16 protein-coding genes are annotated in these 15,723 nt (G+C 68.7%); 15 read left to right on the top strand and 1 reads right to left on the bottom strand.

Features of this window, described 5'->3' with window-relative positions; all coding sequences use genetic code 11:
- The first annotated feature begins 84 nt into the window (after positions 1 to 84).
- The 14 genes from bioA (at position 85) to ACGLHR_RS27690 (ending at position 13,151) form a co-directional block, all read left to right on the top strand.
- A complete protein-coding gene (gene bioA, locus ACGLHR_RS27755) occupies positions 85 to 1,572 on the top strand; it encodes an adenosylmethionine--8-amino-7-oxononanoate transaminase (protein ID WP_400097479.1) in 1,488 nt (495 codons plus the stop codon).
- Positions 1,562 to 2,779 carry an 8-amino-7-oxononanoate synthase gene (gene bioF / locus ACGLHR_RS27750; RefSeq protein WP_318233958.1) on the top strand — a complete coding sequence of 406 codons (1,218 nt, stop codon included), beginning with the start codon at positions 1,562 to 1,564 and terminating at the stop codon, positions 2,777 to 2,779. Before bioA ends, bioF begins: the two co-directional genes overlap by 11 nt.
- A complete protein-coding gene (gene bioD, locus ACGLHR_RS27745; protein ID WP_400097477.1) occupies positions 2,776 to 3,498 on the top strand; it encodes a dethiobiotin synthase in 723 nt (240 codons plus the stop codon). Before bioF ends, bioD begins: the two co-directional genes overlap by 4 nt.
- A gap of 56 nt (positions 3,499 to 3,554) precedes the next feature.
- Positions 3,555 to 4,601, top strand: a complete 1,047-nt coding sequence (gene bioB, locus ACGLHR_RS27740; protein WP_400097475.1) for a biotin synthase BioB — start codon at positions 3,555 to 3,557, stop codon at positions 4,599 to 4,601.
- Positions 4,602 to 4,696: 95 nt separating this feature from the next.
- Entirely contained in the window at positions 4,697 to 6,733 is a 2,037-nt protein-coding gene (locus ACGLHR_RS27735; RefSeq protein ID WP_400097473.1) for an acetyl/propionyl/methylcrotonyl-CoA carboxylase subunit alpha, read from the top strand.
- Positions 6,734 to 6,829: 96 nt separating this feature from the next.
- Positions 6,830 to 7,771 carry a 2-hydroxyacid dehydrogenase gene (locus ACGLHR_RS27730; protein ID WP_400097471.1) on the top strand — a complete coding sequence of 314 codons (942 nt, stop codon included), beginning with the start codon at positions 6,830 to 6,832 and terminating at the stop codon, positions 7,769 to 7,771.
- A gap of 119 nt (positions 7,772 to 7,890) precedes the next feature.
- Positions 7,891 to 8,826 carry a hydroxymethylglutaryl-CoA lyase gene (locus tag ACGLHR_RS27725; protein WP_318238466.1) on the top strand — a complete coding sequence of 312 codons (936 nt, stop codon included), beginning with the start codon at positions 7,891 to 7,893 and terminating at the stop codon, positions 8,824 to 8,826.
- A gap of 25 nt (positions 8,827 to 8,851) precedes the next feature.
- On the top strand, positions 8,852 to 9,373 hold the full coding sequence (locus ACGLHR_RS27720) for a YbaK/EbsC family protein (RefSeq protein WP_400097469.1): 522 nt from the start codon (positions 8,852 to 8,854) through the stop codon (positions 9,371 to 9,373).
- Between the two features lie 42 nt (positions 9,374 to 9,415).
- Positions 9,416 to 9,664 carry a DUF1289 domain-containing protein gene (locus tag ACGLHR_RS27715; RefSeq protein ID WP_267605197.1) on the top strand — a complete coding sequence of 83 codons (249 nt, stop codon included), beginning with the start codon at positions 9,416 to 9,418 and terminating at the stop codon, positions 9,662 to 9,664.
- A gap of 33 nt (positions 9,665 to 9,697) precedes the next feature.
- Positions 9,698 to 10,387: a 2-hydroxychromene-2-carboxylate isomerase gene (locus tag ACGLHR_RS27710; RefSeq protein ID WP_400097466.1), complete on the top strand. Its 690-nt coding sequence runs from the start codon at positions 9,698 to 9,700 to the stop codon at positions 10,385 to 10,387.
- Between the two features lie 23 nt (positions 10,388 to 10,410).
- Positions 10,411 to 11,355 carry an MBL fold metallo-hydrolase gene (locus ACGLHR_RS27705; protein ID WP_400097464.1) on the top strand — a complete coding sequence of 315 codons (945 nt, stop codon included), beginning with the start codon at positions 10,411 to 10,413 and terminating at the stop codon, positions 11,353 to 11,355.
- A 78-nt stretch (positions 11,356 to 11,433) separates the two neighbouring features.
- Complete coding sequence (locus ACGLHR_RS27700; RefSeq protein ID WP_267605200.1) at positions 11,434 to 12,030, top strand: GatB/YqeY domain-containing protein; 597 nt, start codon at positions 11,434 to 11,436, stop codon at positions 12,028 to 12,030.
- A gap of 109 nt (positions 12,031 to 12,139) precedes the next feature.
- A complete protein-coding gene (locus ACGLHR_RS27695) occupies positions 12,140 to 12,748 on the top strand; it encodes a GNAT family N-acetyltransferase (protein WP_400097462.1) in 609 nt (202 codons plus the stop codon).
- A 1-nt stretch (position 12,749) separates the two neighbouring features.
- Positions 12,750 to 13,151: a GFA family protein gene (locus ACGLHR_RS27690; RefSeq protein ID WP_400097460.1), complete on the top strand. Its 402-nt coding sequence runs from the start codon at positions 12,750 to 12,752 to the stop codon at positions 13,149 to 13,151.
- Between the two features lie 70 nt (positions 13,152 to 13,221).
- Here ACGLHR_RS27690 and ACGLHR_RS27685 read toward each other — a convergent pair whose 3' ends face one another.
- Positions 13,222 to 14,802, bottom strand: coding sequence for an ABC transporter substrate-binding protein (locus tag ACGLHR_RS27685; RefSeq protein ID WP_400097459.1), 1,581 nt, complete (start codon positions 14,800 to 14,802; stop codon positions 13,222 to 13,224).
- Between the two features lie 283 nt (positions 14,803 to 15,085).
- Between ACGLHR_RS27685 and ACGLHR_RS27680 the strand changes: the two genes are divergently transcribed.
- Entirely contained in the window at positions 15,086 to 15,709 is a 624-nt protein-coding gene (locus ACGLHR_RS27680) for a glutathione S-transferase (protein ID WP_318237214.1), read from the top strand.
- Positions 15,710 to 15,723 lie beyond the last annotated feature (14 nt).

Below are 15,723 nucleotides of genomic sequence, written 5' to 3'. Positions count from 1 at the left end.
CTCCCCAACCCGCACGCAAGTGCCGCCACGCCAGGCTCCGCCCGGCCGGGTAGGCTAGCGCGCGGTCAACAAAGGAGGGTTTCCTTGGAAGACCAGTCCAATTCCGCGTCCCTGGCGCCGAGCGCGCATCCCGCCCAGCCCACGCTCGGCGAGCGCAGCTTGCGCGCGGTATGGCATCCGTGCACGCCGCTGCGGCCCGATGCCGGCGAGCCGCCGCTTGCCATCGCCCGTGGTGAGGGCCCCTGGCTGCACGACACCGACGGCCAGCGCTATTTCGACGCTACCAGTTCCTGGTGGGTCAACCTGTTCGGCCACGCCAACCCCGACATCAACGCTGCGCTGCGCGCGCAGCTCGACACGCTCGAGCACGTGATGCTGGCCGGCTGCACGCATGCGCCGGCGGTGGAGCTTGCCGAGCGCCTGTCGGCGCTCACCGGCGGCGCGCTCGGCCATGTGTTCTATGCCAGCGACGGCGCATCCGCCGTCGAGATCGCGCTGAAGATGAGCTTCCACTACTGGCGCAACACCGGCCTGGGCGGCAAGCGCGAATTCGTCTGCCTGCGCCATGGCTATCACGGCGAGACCGTGGGCGCGCTGGCGGTGACCGACGTGGCGATCTTCCGCGATGCCTACGATCCGATGCTGATGAGCTCGCATGTGGTGATGTCGCCAGATGCACGCCAGGCCGCGCCGGGCGAAAGCGCCGCGCATGTCGCGCAGCGCGCGCTGGATGCGCTGGAGGCGCTGCTGCAGGCGCGCGGCGGCCAGATCGCTGCGCTCATCATCGAGCCGCTGGTGCAGTGCGCCGCCGGCATGGCGATGCACGATCCGGTCTACCTGGAAGGCGTGCGCGCGTTGTGCGACCGCTACCGCGTGCACCTGATCGCCGACGAGATCGCGGTGGGCTGCGGGCGCACCGGTACCTTCTTCGCGTGGGAGCAGGCGCGCGGCGCGGGCGAGCCCGGCGCAGCGCTGCCGGCGCACCTGTGGCCGGATTTCCTGTGCTTGTCCAAGGGCATCAGCGGTGGCTACCTGCCGCTCTCGCTGGTGCTGTCGCGCAGCGCGATCCAGCAGGCCTTCGTGGCCGAAGCGCGCGACCCGGACCGCGCCCGCAGCTTCCTGCACTCGCATTCCTATACCGGCAATCCGCTGGCCTGCCGCGCCGCGCTGGCCACGCTGGACCTGTTCGCCAGGCAAGACGTGGTGGCGCAGAACCGCCAGCGCGCGCAGTGGCTCACGCAAGCCATGGCGGGGCTGGCGGCGGATGCGCGGCTGCACCACGTGCGCCAGCGCGGCCTGATCTGGGCCGCCGACGTGCGCGAGGAATACGCGGCCAACGCAGGCGAGTTCGCCGCGCGCTTCCATCACGCCGCGCGCGCGCACGGCGTGCTGATCCGGCCGATCGGCCGCACGCTTTACATCATGCCGCCGTACGTGTTCGATGCGCAGCTTTCGCAATGGCTGGCCGGCCAGTTGCAAGCCACGCTCGACACGGTGCTCGCCGGCATGGACCGGAACGATAGCGCCGGCAACGGTACCGGCGCACCCACGGAGATATGCCATGCTGCTTGAGCACCTGACCCTGGCCGCCGCCGAGCGCGACGAAAAGGCACTGACGCGGCGCCGCCGCACCGCGTATTCCGCCTGCGCGCCGCAGCAAGCCGTGAGCGATGCCTGCGGCGGAGAGATGCACTCGTTGCTGACGTTCTGCAGCAACGACTACCTGGGCCTTGCCAACCATCCCGCGCTGATCGCGGCGATGGCCGAGGGCGCGCGCCAGTTCGGCGCGGGCAGCGGGGCGTCGCACCTGGTGAGCGGCCATTCGCTGGCTCACCACCGGCTCGAGGGTGAGCTGGCGGAGTGGTTCGCGCCGAACATTCCGCACGCGGCTGCGCTCTACTTCAGCACCGGCTATATGGCCAACATGGCGGTGCTGACTGCACTTGGCAGCGCCGACGCCACGCTCTTTTGCGAAGAGCTCAACCATGCCTCGCTGATCGACGGCGCACGCCTGGCGCGTGCCGAAGTCCGCCGCTATGCGCATCGCAATGTGGCCGAGCTGGAAGGCCTGCTGAGCGCCAGCACCAGCCCGCTCAAGCTGATCGTCACCGACAGCGTGTTCAGCATGGACGGCGATTTCGCGCCGCTGGCCGAGCTGCTCACGCTGGCCGAGCGGCACGACGCGTGGATCATCCTGGACGACGCGCATGGCTTCGGCGTGCTGGGCGAGCAAGGCCACGGCGTGCTGGAGCATCTCGCGCTGACGTCGCCGCGCTTCATCTATATCGGCACGCTGGGCAAGGCCGCCGGCGTGGCGGGCGCCTTCGTGGCCGCGCACGAGACCATCATCGATCATCTCGTCAACACCGCGCGGCAGTACATCTACACCACGGCCGCGCCGCCGGCGGTGGCGCACGCCTTGTCCGCCAGCCTGGCGCTGATCGCCGGCGACGAAGGGCGGCAACGCCGCGCGCAGCTCAACGAGCTGATCCGCACGCTGCGTGGCGGCCTGGCCAGCCTGTCCCGTGCGGCCGGCTGGCGGCTGGGCGAGAGCTCGACCGCGATCCAGCCCGTGATCGTGGGCGACAACGTGGCGGCGCTGGCGCTGTCCGCGGCGCTGGAGGCAGATGGCATCCGCGTTGGCGCGATTCGCCCGCCCACCGTGCCCGTCGGAACCGCGCGCCTGCGCATCACGCTGTCGGCCTCGCACACCGTGGCCGATGTCGAGCGCCTGCTCGCCAGCCTTGCCAGCGTGGTGCCGCGCAAGGAGGCGTCATGATCGCCTGTTTTGTCACGGGCACCGACACCGGCATCGGCAAGACGCACGCCAGCGCCACCTTGCTGCACGCGCTGCGCGCCGCCGGCCATCGGGCCGTCGGCATGAAGCCGGTGGCAAGCGGCAGCGAATGGCGCGATGACCATTGGCACAACGATGACGTGGCGCAACTGCGCGCCGCCAGCTCGGTGACCGTGCCGCAAGCGCTGACGTGCCCGTTCTTGCTGCGCACGCCGGCCTCGCCGCACCTGGCCGCCGCCATCGAAGGCGCGCGCATCACGCGCGAGCCGATCCGCGCCGCCTTTGCCGCGCTGCAGGCGCAGGCCGACGCGGTGGTGGTGGAAGGCGTCGGCGGCTTTTGCGTGCCGCTGGACGGCGCGCCGCGGGAGCAGGGCGGCTGGGACACGGCCGACCTCGCCGTGATGCTCGGCCTGCCGGTGGTGCTGGTGGTTGGCATCCGCCTGGGCTGCATCAGCCACGCGCTGCTCACTGCCGAAGCCGTGCGCGCGCGCGGCCTGCACCTGGCCGGCTGGATCGCCAACCGCATCGATCCCGGCATGGACCTGGCCGACGAGAACATCGACACGCTGCGCGCGGCGCTGGGCGCGCCCTGGCTCGGCACGCTGCCGTGGCAGACCGCGCCGGCCGAAGCCGCCAGCCAGCTCGCGCTGGCGCCGCTCTTTGCCGCTTGCAATGCCGCCGGCACCGGCATTGCTGCCTGAGCGCGCACCGAACAAAGACTGAAAACACAGAACGAATCACCGGACAAAAAACCACCATGACCGCAACCACCCACGCCGGCCAGACCGTCGCCACCATTTCCGCCGACACCCTGCGCCAGACCGCCCGCCGCTTCACCGAGCCCACGCCCGCCACCAAGCCGGGCGACTGGACCGTGGCCGAGGTCGCCGCGCTGTACGCGCTGCCGTTCAACGATCTGCTGTTCCGCGCCCAGCAGGTGCACCGCGAGCATTTCGATCCCAACGCCGTGCAGCTCTCCACGCTGCTGTCGATCAAGACAGGTGGCTGCGAAGAGGATTGCGGCTACTGCCCGCAGAGCGCGCACCACGATGCCGGCGTCACCGCGGGCAAGCTGATGGCGCTCGACGAGGTGCTGGAGGCCGCGCGTGCCGCCAAGGCCAGTGGCGCCGGCCGCTTCTGCATGGGCGCCGCCTGGCGCAGCCCGAAGGACCGCCACCTTGAGCCGGTGATCGAGATGGTGAAGGAGGTCAAGGCCATGGGCCTGGAGACCTGCGTCACGCTCGGCATGCTGGAGGCCGAGCAAGCGCAGCGCCTGAAGGACGCGGGCCTCGACTACTACAACCACAACCTCGATACCTCGCCCGAGTTCTATGGCGAGATCATCGGCACCCGCACCTACCAGGACCGCCTGGACACCATCGGCCATGTGCGCGAGGCCGGCATCAACGTGTGCTGCGGCGGCATCGTCGGCATGGGCGAATCGCGCGAAGCGCGCGCCGGGCTGATCGCGCAGCTCGCCAACCTCGACCCGTATCCCGAATCGGTGCCCATCAACAACCTGGTGGCGGTCAAGGGCACGCCGCTGGCCGACACCGCGCCGATCGACCCGTTCGAGTTCGTGCGCACCATCGCCGTGGCGCGCATCACCATGCCCAGCGCCATGGTGCGCTTGTCCGCCGGCCGCGAGACCATGGACGACGCGCTGCAGGCCCTGTGCTTCATGGCCGGCGCCAATTCCATCTTCTACGGCGACCGCTTGCTGACCACCGCCAACCCCCAGGCAGATCGCGATCGCGCATTGCTGGCACGGCTGGATATCCGCACCGAGGGCTACGCAGGGTAAGCTGGCGGAAACGGCGGCGGCCAACGGCCAATGGTCAACGGCCGCCATCCCCGCAACCGCGCTGGCTGCGGACAGAAGTCCATCAGGGGGACGCCATGTTCAACAAGATCCTGATCGCCAATCGCGGCGAAATCGCCTGCCGCGTGGCAGCCACCTGCCGCCGCCTCGGCATCCGCACGGTGGCCGTCTACTCCGACGCCGACGCCAATGCCCGCCACGTGGCGCTGTGCGACGAGGCCGTGCATATCGGCGGCGCCGCCGCGCGCGACAGCTACCTGCGCGGCGACCACATCATCGAAATGGCCAAGGCCACCGGTGCGCAGGCCATCCATCCGGGCTACGGCTTCCTTTCTGAAAACGATGGCTTCGCCGAGGCCTGCGCCGAAGCCGGCCTCGTCTTCATTGGTCCGCCGGCATCGAGCATCCGCGCCATGGGCAGCAAGAGCGCCGCCAAGCGCCTGATGGAACAAGCCGCGGTGCCGCTGGTGCCGGGCTACCACGGCGAGGATCAGGACCCCGCCCTGCTGCGCCGCGAAGCCGACCGCATCGGCTACCCGGTGCTGCTCAAGGCCAGCGCCGGCGGTGGCGGCAAGGGCATGCGCGTGGTCGAGGCCAGCGAAGGCTTCGAAGCCGCGCTGGCGTCCGTCAAGCGCGAGGCCAGCGCCAGCTTCGGCGACGACCGCGTGCTGGTGGAGAAGTACCTGACCCGTCCCCGCCATATCGAAATCCAGGTGTTTGCCGACACGCACGGCAACTGCGTCTACCTGTTCGAGCGCGACTGCTCGGTGCAGCGCCGCCACCAGAAGGTGCTGGAAGAAGCGCCGGCCCCAGGCATGAGCGAGGCGCGCAGGCGGGCGATGGGCGATGCCGCCGTGGCCGCCGCGCAGGCCGTGGGCTACGTCGGCGCCGGCACCGTGGAGTTCATCGCCAACCAGGACGGCTCGTTCTACTTCATGGAGATGAACACCCGCCTGCAGGTGGAGCATCCCGTCACCGAGATGATCACCGGGCAGGACCTGGTCGAATGGCAGCTCCGCGTGGCTTCCGGCGAACCGTTGCCGCTCAAGCAAGATCAGCTTCACATCCACGGCCACGCGCTGGAAGCCCGCGTCTACGCCGAGAACCCCGACAAGCAGTTCCTGCCCTCCACCGGCACGCTGCGCTACCTGCGCACGCCGGCCGCGGTGACGTTCACGCTGGGCCAGGACGGCAGCGGCCCGGCGGGCGTGCGCATCGACTCCGGCGTGCGCGAGGGCGACACCATCAGCCCGTACTACGACCCCATGATCGCCAAGCTGATCGTGTGGGGCCGCGACCGGGAGGAAGCCCTGGCGCGCATGGCGCAGGCGCTGGCCGAGTATCACGTGGTGGGCCTGTCGACCAATATCGCCTTCCTGCAGCGGTTGGTGACCTCGCAGGCGTTCCGCACCGCGGATCTCGACACCGGGCTGATCGAGCGCAACCAGGCGGCGCTGTTTCCCCCGCCCGCGCCGGTAGGCATGGAGGTGATCGCCCTGGCGGTAGCGGCGCTGGTGGATGCGCAAGCCCGCGCGCGCCGCGTCGATCCGGCCGACGCGCATTCGCCCTGGCAGCATGCGGGCGCATGGCGATTGAATGGCGGGGAGCGGCGCGCCCTGCGTTTTTCCGTAGCCGGCGCGGCGGGCAGCCATTTCGCTGATGTGACGCTCGCCACCGATGCGCGCGGCAGCACGCTGTTCTTCGCCGACCAGGCCGCGCCGTTCCGGGCGCAGTGCGCGGCGGACGACATTCGTGTCGATCTCGGCACGCGGCGCGCCCGTGGGCAGGTCCATGCGGAAGGTGATACCTTCCATGTGTTCAGCGGCCATCGCCATGTAGCCCTCACCTGGATCGACCCGCTCGCGCATGCCGCCGAGGGCGAAGGCGAGGGCGGCAAGCTCACCGCGCCCATGCCCGGCAAGGTCATCGCGGTGATGGTCCAGGCCGGCAGCCGGGTCGCGCGAGGCGCGCCGCTGCTGGTGATGGAGGCCATGAAGATGGAGCACACCATCAGCGCGCCGGCCGACGGCGTGGTGGGCGAGGTGCTGTACGGTGTGGGCGAGCAGGTTGGCGAAGGCGCTCAGTTGCTGTCCTTCGAAGCCGGAATCGGCTGAGCTGCCACCCTTGGTGTACGCCTGCAGCAAGAAAACCGCAGGCCATGCCCATCCTCTGCGAAAATGGAAGAGAAAGAAGACCAGAGTGGAGATGAGATGAAGTTGCAGTTGTATGTACCGGATGGCCGTTACCAGCCCTGGATCGACGGCTTTAACGAAGCCCTGCCCGAGGCGCAATGCCTGACCTGGGAAGACAGCAAGAACGAGCAGGTCGACTACGCCGTGGTGTGGCGCCCGCCGCTCGAGATGCTGCGCGCTCGCACCGACCTGAAAGCCGTGTTCAACCTGGGCGCCGGCGTGGACGGCATCCTGAGCCTGCGCGACACCGCCCCGGATGCGTTGCCGGCCGGCGTGCCCATCGTGCGCCTGGACGATGCCGGCATGGCCGCGCAGATGATCGACTACGTGACGCACGCGGTACTGCGCTACTTCCGCCGCCTGGACGAATACGCGCTGGCCCAGCAGGCTGGCACCTGGCGCTTTCTCAAGCCGCATCGCCGTGCCGATTTCACGGTGGGCGTGATGGGCGTGGGCACGCTCGGCGCGCAGATCGCGCAGGCGCTGGCCGGCTTCGGCTTCCCGGTGCGCGGCTGGAGCCGCACGGCGCGCGATATCGAAGGCGTGCGGGGCTTTGCCGGCGAGGCCGGCCAGGCGCCGTTCCTGGATGGCCTGCGCGTGCTGGTCAATGTGCTGCCGCTCACGCCGGAGACCGAGAACATCCTCGATGCCGGCCTGCTCGGCAAGCTTGCCAAGGGCGCGTACCTGGTCAACGTGGCGCGCGGCCCGCACCTGGTCGAGGAAGACCTGCTGGCCGCCGTGCAGTCGGGCCAGATCGCCGGCGCCACGCTCGACGTGTTCCGTACCGAGCCGCTGCCCGCCGAGCATCCCTTCTGGGCCGAGCCGCGCATCACCATCACGCCGCATATCGCGGCACTGACGCTGCGCGAAGACAGCGTCGCCCAGATCGCGGCCAAGATCCGCGCGCTGGGCGCGGGCCAGCCGATCGCCGGCGTGGTCGACCTGCAGCGCGGCTATTGAGCAAGCCGGGTGCCGGGGCGGAGCGTTTGCGCCGGGTGCCCGGGCCCAATGTCCGTAGATTAGTTAAATGGCGCGCGCGGCAAAGCGCGTGCGCCGCAACCAGACAGCGAGGAGACATCGTGACCCTGCCCCACTATGTAAAAGTCGTAGAAGTCGGCCCGCGCGACGGCCTGCAAAACGAGAAGGCCTTGGTGCCCACCGAGGTCAAGGTCGACCTCATCAACCGCCTCAGCGACGCCGGCTTCGTCAATATCGAAGCCGCATCGTTCGTCTCGCCCAAATGGGTGCCGCAGATGGCTGATGGCGCCGACGTGATGGCGCGCATCCAGCGCCGGCCGGGCACGCTGTACTCGGTGCTCACGCCCAATATGAAGGGCTTCGAAGGCGCGGTGGCGGCCAGCGCCGACGAGGTCGTGATCTTCGGAGCCGCCAGCGAGGCGTTCTCGCAAAAGAACATCAACTGCTCCATCGCCGAGTCCATCGAGCGCTTTGCGCCCGTGGCCGCCGCCGCCAAGGAAAAAGGCCTGCGCCTGCGTGCCAGCATCTCCTGCGCGCTGGGCTGCCCCTACCAGGGCGAGGTGCCGGTGCACGCCGTGGTGGACGTGGTGCGCCGCATGCGCGATCTCGGCTGCGACGAGATCGACATCGCCGACACCATCGGCGTGGGCACACCTGGCCGGGTGCAGGAGGTGATGCACGCGGTTGCCGCCGAATTCCCCATCGACCGGCTCTCCGGCCATTTCCACGACACCTACGGGCAGGCGCTGTCCAATATCCTGGCAAGCCTGCAGGTCGGCATCTCGATCTTCCACGCCTCGGTGGCCGGCCTCGGCGGCTGTCCTTATGCCAAGGGCGCCACCGGCAACGTGGCCACCGAAGACGTGCTGTACATGCTGCACGGCATGGGCATCCACACCGGCGTGGACCTGGAGCAGGTAGTGCGCGCGGGCGACTTCATCTCGCAATCGATCGGCCGCGCCAACAGCTCGCGCGTGGGACGCGCGCTGCTGACGAAGTGGGGCGCCGCTGCCGACGCTGCGCCTGCCTGCGTATAAGGCCTTCCATCCGAACCCTATCGACATGAACACTCACTCTCCCGACAACGCTAACGACACTGCCGCGTTGCCCGAAGCGGCGCAGCGCGTGGCCGGCCTGCTGGCCGGCCTTGGCCACGACAAGCCCGTGGTCATGCTGCCCGCCACCGGCAAGACCTCGGCCGAGGCCGCGGCCGGCCTGGGCTGCTCGGTGGCCGAGATCGCCAAGTCCATCATCTTTCGCCGCGTGGCCGACGACGCGCCGGTGCTGGTGATCGCCAGCGGCAGCAACCGCGTCGACGAAGCCAAGGTAGCCGCCGTGGTGGGTCCGCTCGGCAAGGCCGACGCCAGGTTCGTGCGCGAGAAGACGGGCTACGCCATTGGCGGCGTCTGCCCAATCGGCCACGCGGTGGCGCCCGTGATGCTGCTCGACAGCGACCTGTTCCGCTACGACAGCCTGTGGGCCGCCGCCGGCCATCCGCACGCTGTGTTCAACCTCACGCCCCAAGAGCTGCAGCGCATGACCGGAGCCGAGGTGGCCGACGTGGCGCAGCGCCATTGCGCATGAAGCCGCTGCTTGCACCCGGCATCAAGGGCGAGGGCTGAGGCGATGTCGCAAGCCACCCGCCTCGCCGCAGAGCTCGCGCGCGGCGCGCAAGCCGCCCAGCGCGCGCAGCCCGTGCCGTCGCCGTGCCGCAATGTGTGCCGCATGGACGCCGCGAGCGGCTTGTGCGAAGGCTGCCTGCGCACGATCGACGAGATCGCCGCGTGGTCCGGCAGCGACGAGGCCGGGCGGCGCAGGATCTGGCTGCTGCTGCCGCAGCGCGCCGCGGCGCTTGCCGCAAGGACAGCGCCATGATGCATCCCACCCACAACACAGCGTGACCCGGCCATGACCACCGCCATCGACTGGTACTTCGACCCGATCTCGCCGTTCGCCTACCTGGCATTCGAGCGCTTGCCCCGGGCGTTGCCAGTCGATGTGACGGTGCGCTACGTGCCGCTGCTGTTTGCCGGGCTGCTGCGCCATTGGGGCAATGTCGGCCCGGCCGAGATCGCGCCCAAGCGCCGCTTTACCTTCGAGCACGTTGCCTGGATCGCGCACCGCGACGGCACGCCGCTCGCCATGCCCGCCGTGCACCCGTTCAATCCGCTGCCCCTGTTGCGCCTGGCGGTAGCGCTGGAGCTCGAAGGCCGGCTCTCGCATGCCACGCTGGCGCCTATTTTCCGCTTCGTCTGGCAGCAAGGCCACGTGCCCCAGCAACAGGCCGAATTCGATGCCCTGTGCGGCGCGCTGGGCGTACCTACCGCTGCGCTGGCACAGGATGCGGTCAAGGCGCGCCTGCGGGAGAACGGGGACGAAGCGCTGGCGCGCGGCGTGTTCGGCGTACCTACCGCTGCGCTGCAGGAGGATGCCGAGGGGCAGTTGTTCTGGGGCCTGGATGCGCTTGACATGCTCGCCGCGCGGCTTGGCCAGGATCCCTTCTTTGCCTCCGAGGCATTCCGTGCCGCCGCCGCGTTGCCGGTTGGCGCGGGGCGTGCCGACGCGCCAGCGGGCAACCCAGCGGCCGCCGGCCGCTGATCAGCTGATTTGCCGACACCCCGATGCCAACTACCTTCACGTCTTCCACCCTGCCTCCCACCCTGCCTGGCACCATGCGCGTCTTCGAGCGCGGCTGGCTATCCGCCAACAACATCCTGTTTGCCGACGGCGATGACACCGCGCTGGTCGACTCCGGCTACGTCACGCATGCGCCACAGACGCTGGCCCTGGTCGAGGCCGGCCTCGGCGGCCGGGTGCTGCGGCGCCTGGTCAACACGCACCTGCACTCCGACCACTGCGGCGGAAACGCCACGCTGCAGCGCCGCTGGCAGCCGCGCACGCTGATCCCCGCCGCGCAGGCCGAGGCGGTGCGCGCGTGGGACGTGGACGCCCTCAGCTACCGCGCCACCGGTCAGCAGTGCGACCGCTTCACCTTCGACGACGTGGTGCAGGACGGCGATACCTTGCGCCTGGGCGGGATCGAGTGGCAGGTAGTCGGCGCGCCCGGCCACGATCCCCATGCCGTGATGCTGTTCGCCCCGCAGGAAGGCATCCTGATCTCGGGCGATGCGCTGTGGGAGAACGGCTTCGGCGTGATCTTCCCGGAACTCGAAGGCGAGAGCGGCTTCGCCGAGCAGGCGGCCGTGCTGGCGCGCATCGCCACGCTGGATGTGCGCGTGGTGATTCCCGGCCACGGGCGGCCGTTCACCAACGTGGCGGCCGCGCTCGACGTCGCCGGCGGGCGCCTGGCCTACCTCAGCGCCGATGCCGGGCGCAACGCCACGCATGCCATCAAGGTGCTGGTGAAATTCAAGCTGCTGGAGCAGCAGCGCATGCCACGCGACGCGCTGCTGGCGTGGATGGCGCAGGCGCCGCTGATGCAGCGCATCCACGCGCGCTTCATGCCCGCGCAGGACATGGCGGCCATCCTCGACCGGGTCCTGGCGTCGCTGGCAGCCGCCGGCGCGCTGGCGCTGGAAGGCGGCGAGGTGTACAACCGGGATTGAGCGGTAACACCGGTAACGCGGGCGCCACCATGCCGTGGAGCCTGTCCCCGACCCTGACCCTTTGCGAGGAAACCGTCCATGCCTGCCTTTCCCGTCGCACTGCTTCACCCCCTGGTCGCGCATCTCTCTGCCTCCACCATTCACGCGCACGGCGCCGATCTCGAGATCGAGCTGGCGCCGTTCGTCCTCGGCGGCGCGCCGGTGCGCACGGCGATCCGGCTCGATGGCATGAGCCTGCCTACCTTCAGCCTTGAACAACTGGCCGGCAAGCGCCTCGTGTTCCCGCTCAACCCGGAGCCCGGCTACATCGACGGCACGCTCTACTTCGACGGCCGCCACCACGCGGTCGACATCCGCGAGTTGCGCTTCGGCAAGCTCGACCAGTACGGCCTGCCTGTGAGGATCGAGGGTCGCATTCATTTCGACGACGGCGCCCGCTTCGACGACACGGCACTGAGCCTGGCCGCCCGCATCGCCCGCCCTTTGTCCGAGATGGAGATCGACGTGCTGATCGACCGCGCCGCCGCCGAGGCCGGCGTTGGCTCGATCCAGCAATCCGGCAAGGTGATGGCCGCGCTAAGCCGCCACCCGAGCCTGCGTCATGCCGACATGGCGCTGCTGCATGCGCGCGTGCGGGCCAGGCTGCTGATTGGCGAAGCCATGAGGCCGAGATGAGGCTGCGCGGCCACTACACTCGCTACACTGGCGTGCAGGCCGGGCGTGTCGCGCCGCACGATGCCCGTGCCGGCAAGTTCCTGCGCTGACCGAGTCCCAAGGACGCACCATGCAAGCCCTCCACGGCCAAGGCTTCCTCCTTCGCCCCTTTCGCTATCCCGACGTGCCCCAGTTCGTGGCCGCCGTGCACGAATCGCTCGAGACCGTGGGCAAGTGGCTGCCGTGGTGTCGTGCGGGCTATAGCGTGCGCGACGCCGAGAACTGGGTCGACATGTGCACGGAGAGCATGGCCATTGGCGAGGCCTACGACATCGGCGTGTTCGCCCCGGACGGCAGGGAGCTGTATGGCGGCGTTTCCATTAACCAGATCAACCGCGACTACAACTTCGGCAACCTCGGCTACTGGATCCGCCAGAGCCGGCAGCGGCAGGGACTGGGCGCGCGCGCGGCCGAGCTGATGGCGTGCTATGCCTTTCACCGCCTCGGGCTGACGCGCCTGGAAGTGGTGGCGGCCGAGCACAATATGGTCAGCCGCGCTGTCGCGGAGAAGATCGGCGCGCAGTTCGAATGCATCGCGCGCAACCGGCTGGTGCTGCACGGCGTGCCGTGCTCGGCGGCGATGTATTCGCTGGTGCCGCCGTGGTACGGCAATGCCGGGCCGGCCAGGGATGCGGGCAAGGATAAGGATAAGGATAAGGACAAAGACAAGGGGAGGTGAGATGAAGGGAAGCTGCCTGTGCCAGGCCATTGCATACGAGATCGACCAGCTCGACGGGCCGATCGTCAATTGCTCCTGCCGGACTTGCCGCAAGGCGCACGGCGCGGCGTTTCCCGCCACGGCGCGTGTGTTGCACGAACACTTTCGCTGGCTCAAGGGCGAGCAACACCTGCGCGCGTTTGCTTCATCACCCGACAAGGATCGCTTGTTTTGCAGCCAGTGTGGGACGCATCTTGTGGCGCAGCGCGCAGGGCAGCCTTCAGTGATTCTGCGGGTGGCTACGTTGGACGAGGATCCCGGGCGCAGCCCGGAGATCCATATCTGGCGCTCGCATGAAGTGCCATGGGCGGCGTATGGCGAGGGCGTGGTTGGGCATCCGGAAGTTCCCTCTCTGGCGGGGTAGAGCCGGGATTCAGTGGCGCCCCGCTAAATGCCGCTGCATGGCTGCAGCGGCATTCGATAGATCCAGATGACTACTTGGTGATCGCAAACGCATAAGTCCTCTCGTCCTGGCGCGGCACCACCTTGTACCCCTTCTTCGCCGCCCACACGTTGATCTGGTAATACAGCGGGATCACGCCGTAATCCTTGATCCCGATCTCGGTCGCTTCCTGCAGCAGTTTCTCGCGCGCGCGATCGTCGATCGTGGTCAGCGCCGTGGCCAGCTTGGCATCCAGCGCAGGATTGCTGTAGCGGCCGCGATTGGATGAGCCCCAGCCCTTGGCCGGATCGTAGGTTGCCAGGAGCGACTTCAGCGACGAGCCGGCCTCGCCCGTGTCCGCGCCCCAGCCGGCCAGCATGAAGGAGAACTCCAGCTTGTTGGCGCGCGTGAAGAAGGTGGCGGACGGCATCGCTTCGACCCGGGTCTGGATGCCGATGCGCGCGAGCATGGAGGCAATCGCCTGTGCGACTTGTTCGTCGTTGACGTAGCGGTTGTTGGGCGCGTGCAGCGTGAGCGCGAAGCCGTCGGGGTAGCCGGCGTCGGCCAGCAGCTTCTTGGCGCCGGCGGCGTCGAAGGTGTCGGGCTTGAGGCCCGGCACATGGCCGAACAGCGTGGAGTTGACGAGCTGCCCGGTGGGCTCGGCGGCGCCTTCCATCACGCGCTCGACGATGGCCTGGCGCGAGATGGCGTGCGAGATGGCGGCGCGCACGCGTGGGTCCTTGAGCGGATTCTTGGCGAGCGGCTTGCCGGCCTTGTCGGTGACGAAAGGCGTGACGTCGCGGTTGGTGTCCAGGTGCAGGTACATCATGCGGAAGGTCGGTACCTTGAACACGCTCACGGCGGGATCGCTTGAGAGCTTGCGGATATCCGAGGTGGGCACGTTCTCGATGACCTGCACGTCGCCGGCGAGCAGCGCCGCCACGCGCGGCGCGTCGTTGGTGAGGATGCGCAGCGACACGGTGTCCCACTCGGGCTTGTTGCCCCAGTAGCCGTCGTTGCGGGTCAGCTCGATGCGGTCGCCCTTGCGGAAGCTGACGAACTTGTACGGGCCGGTGCCGACCATGGCGCGGCCGCTGTTGAAATCGTCGCCGCTGGCGTTCTCCGCGACCTTCTTCGACAGCATGTAGATGGTGGAGAGGTCATTGGGCACCAGCGGGTAAGGGCCGTTGGTGGTGATGCGCACGGTCAGCTTGTCGACCGCGGTGATGTCCTTGAAGCCCTTGGTGTAGATGGTGTACGGCGACGGGCTGTTCTTGACCGTGGCGGGGCGGTTCAGCGAATAGACCACGTCCGCCGAGGTGAACTCGCTGCCGTCGTGGAACTTCACGCCGGGGCGCAGCTTGATTTCCCAGGTGGTGTCGTCGACCGGCTTCCACGAGAGCGCCAGCGCGGGCTTGAAGCGCATCTTCTCGTCCTTGGCGATCAGGGCCTCGAACATATGCTCGGCCACGTTCGCGTTGGGCGTGACGTTGTGATAGTGCGGGTCCAGCGAGGTGATGTCCCCGGACATGCCGATGGTGAGGCCGGCGGCCACGGCGGTCGGGGAGAGTGCGGCGCAGGCTAAGCTTGTGGCAAGTGCTGCGGCGCCAAGGGCGCGGCGGATGATCGTCATCGATGGGTCCCCGGTAGGCAAGATGCGGTGCAGGCATTGTCAGGAGATGCAGACATCCATGTCAAGGCGGGCAGACCCGCAGCGCCGGATGCACCGGGGCGAGGCGGCCGTGCACAGCGGGCGTGCGGTTTTGCGGGGTGTTTGCCCTGCCGCGCGGCACAAACTTCCGACTGTCAACTGTCAACTGTCAGGCCGCAAACCGGCGCAACTGTGCCTGTGCGGCCTGACAGCCCGGCTTTATATTGGAAGCCATTCTCTTTGCGCCACGCGCGCCTCCCCGCCCATGCTGAAGATCCTTGGAAAGGCCTCCTCCATCAACGTCCGCAAGGTGCTCTGGTGCTGCGACGAACTCGGCTTGCCGTTCGTGCGCGAGGACTGGGGCTCCGGCTACCGCGCCACCGATACGGCGGAATTCCTCGCGCTGAATCCGAACGCGATGGTGCCGGTGCTCGACGACGACGGCTTCGTGCTTTGGGAGTCGAACACCATCATCCGCTACCTTGCGTCGCGCTACGGTGGCGAAGCCATCTACCCGGCTGGCCCGCAAGCGCGTGCGCGGGTGGACCAATGGATGGACTGGCAGGCGACGGAGCTGAACAACGCGTGGCGCTACGCGTTCATGGCGCTGGTCAGGCAATCGCCTTTGCATCAGGATGCCGCGGCGCTCGCTGCGTCCATCGGCAACTGGTCTCGGCATATCGGCATCCTGGAGCGGCAACTGTCAGGTACCGGTGGCTATGTGGCTGGCGATCGCTTCACGCTGGCGGATATCCCGATCGGCCTGTCGGTGAACCGCTGGTACGCCACGCCGCTGGCGCATCCGGACTATCCCGCGGTAGCCGCCTATTTCGAGCGGCTTGGCGGCCGGGAGGGTTTCGTGCGCCACGGCCGCAACGGCATTCCCTGATGGGGAGCTACGCG

Source organism: Cupriavidus sp. CuC1, from assembly GCF_044627735.1.
GTDB lineage: Bacteria > Pseudomonadota > Gammaproteobacteria > Burkholderiales > Burkholderiaceae > Cupriavidus > Cupriavidus ulmosensis.
The sequence above is the reverse complement of the archived record's forward strand: the minus strand, read 5'-3'. Positions and strand labels throughout refer to the sequence as shown.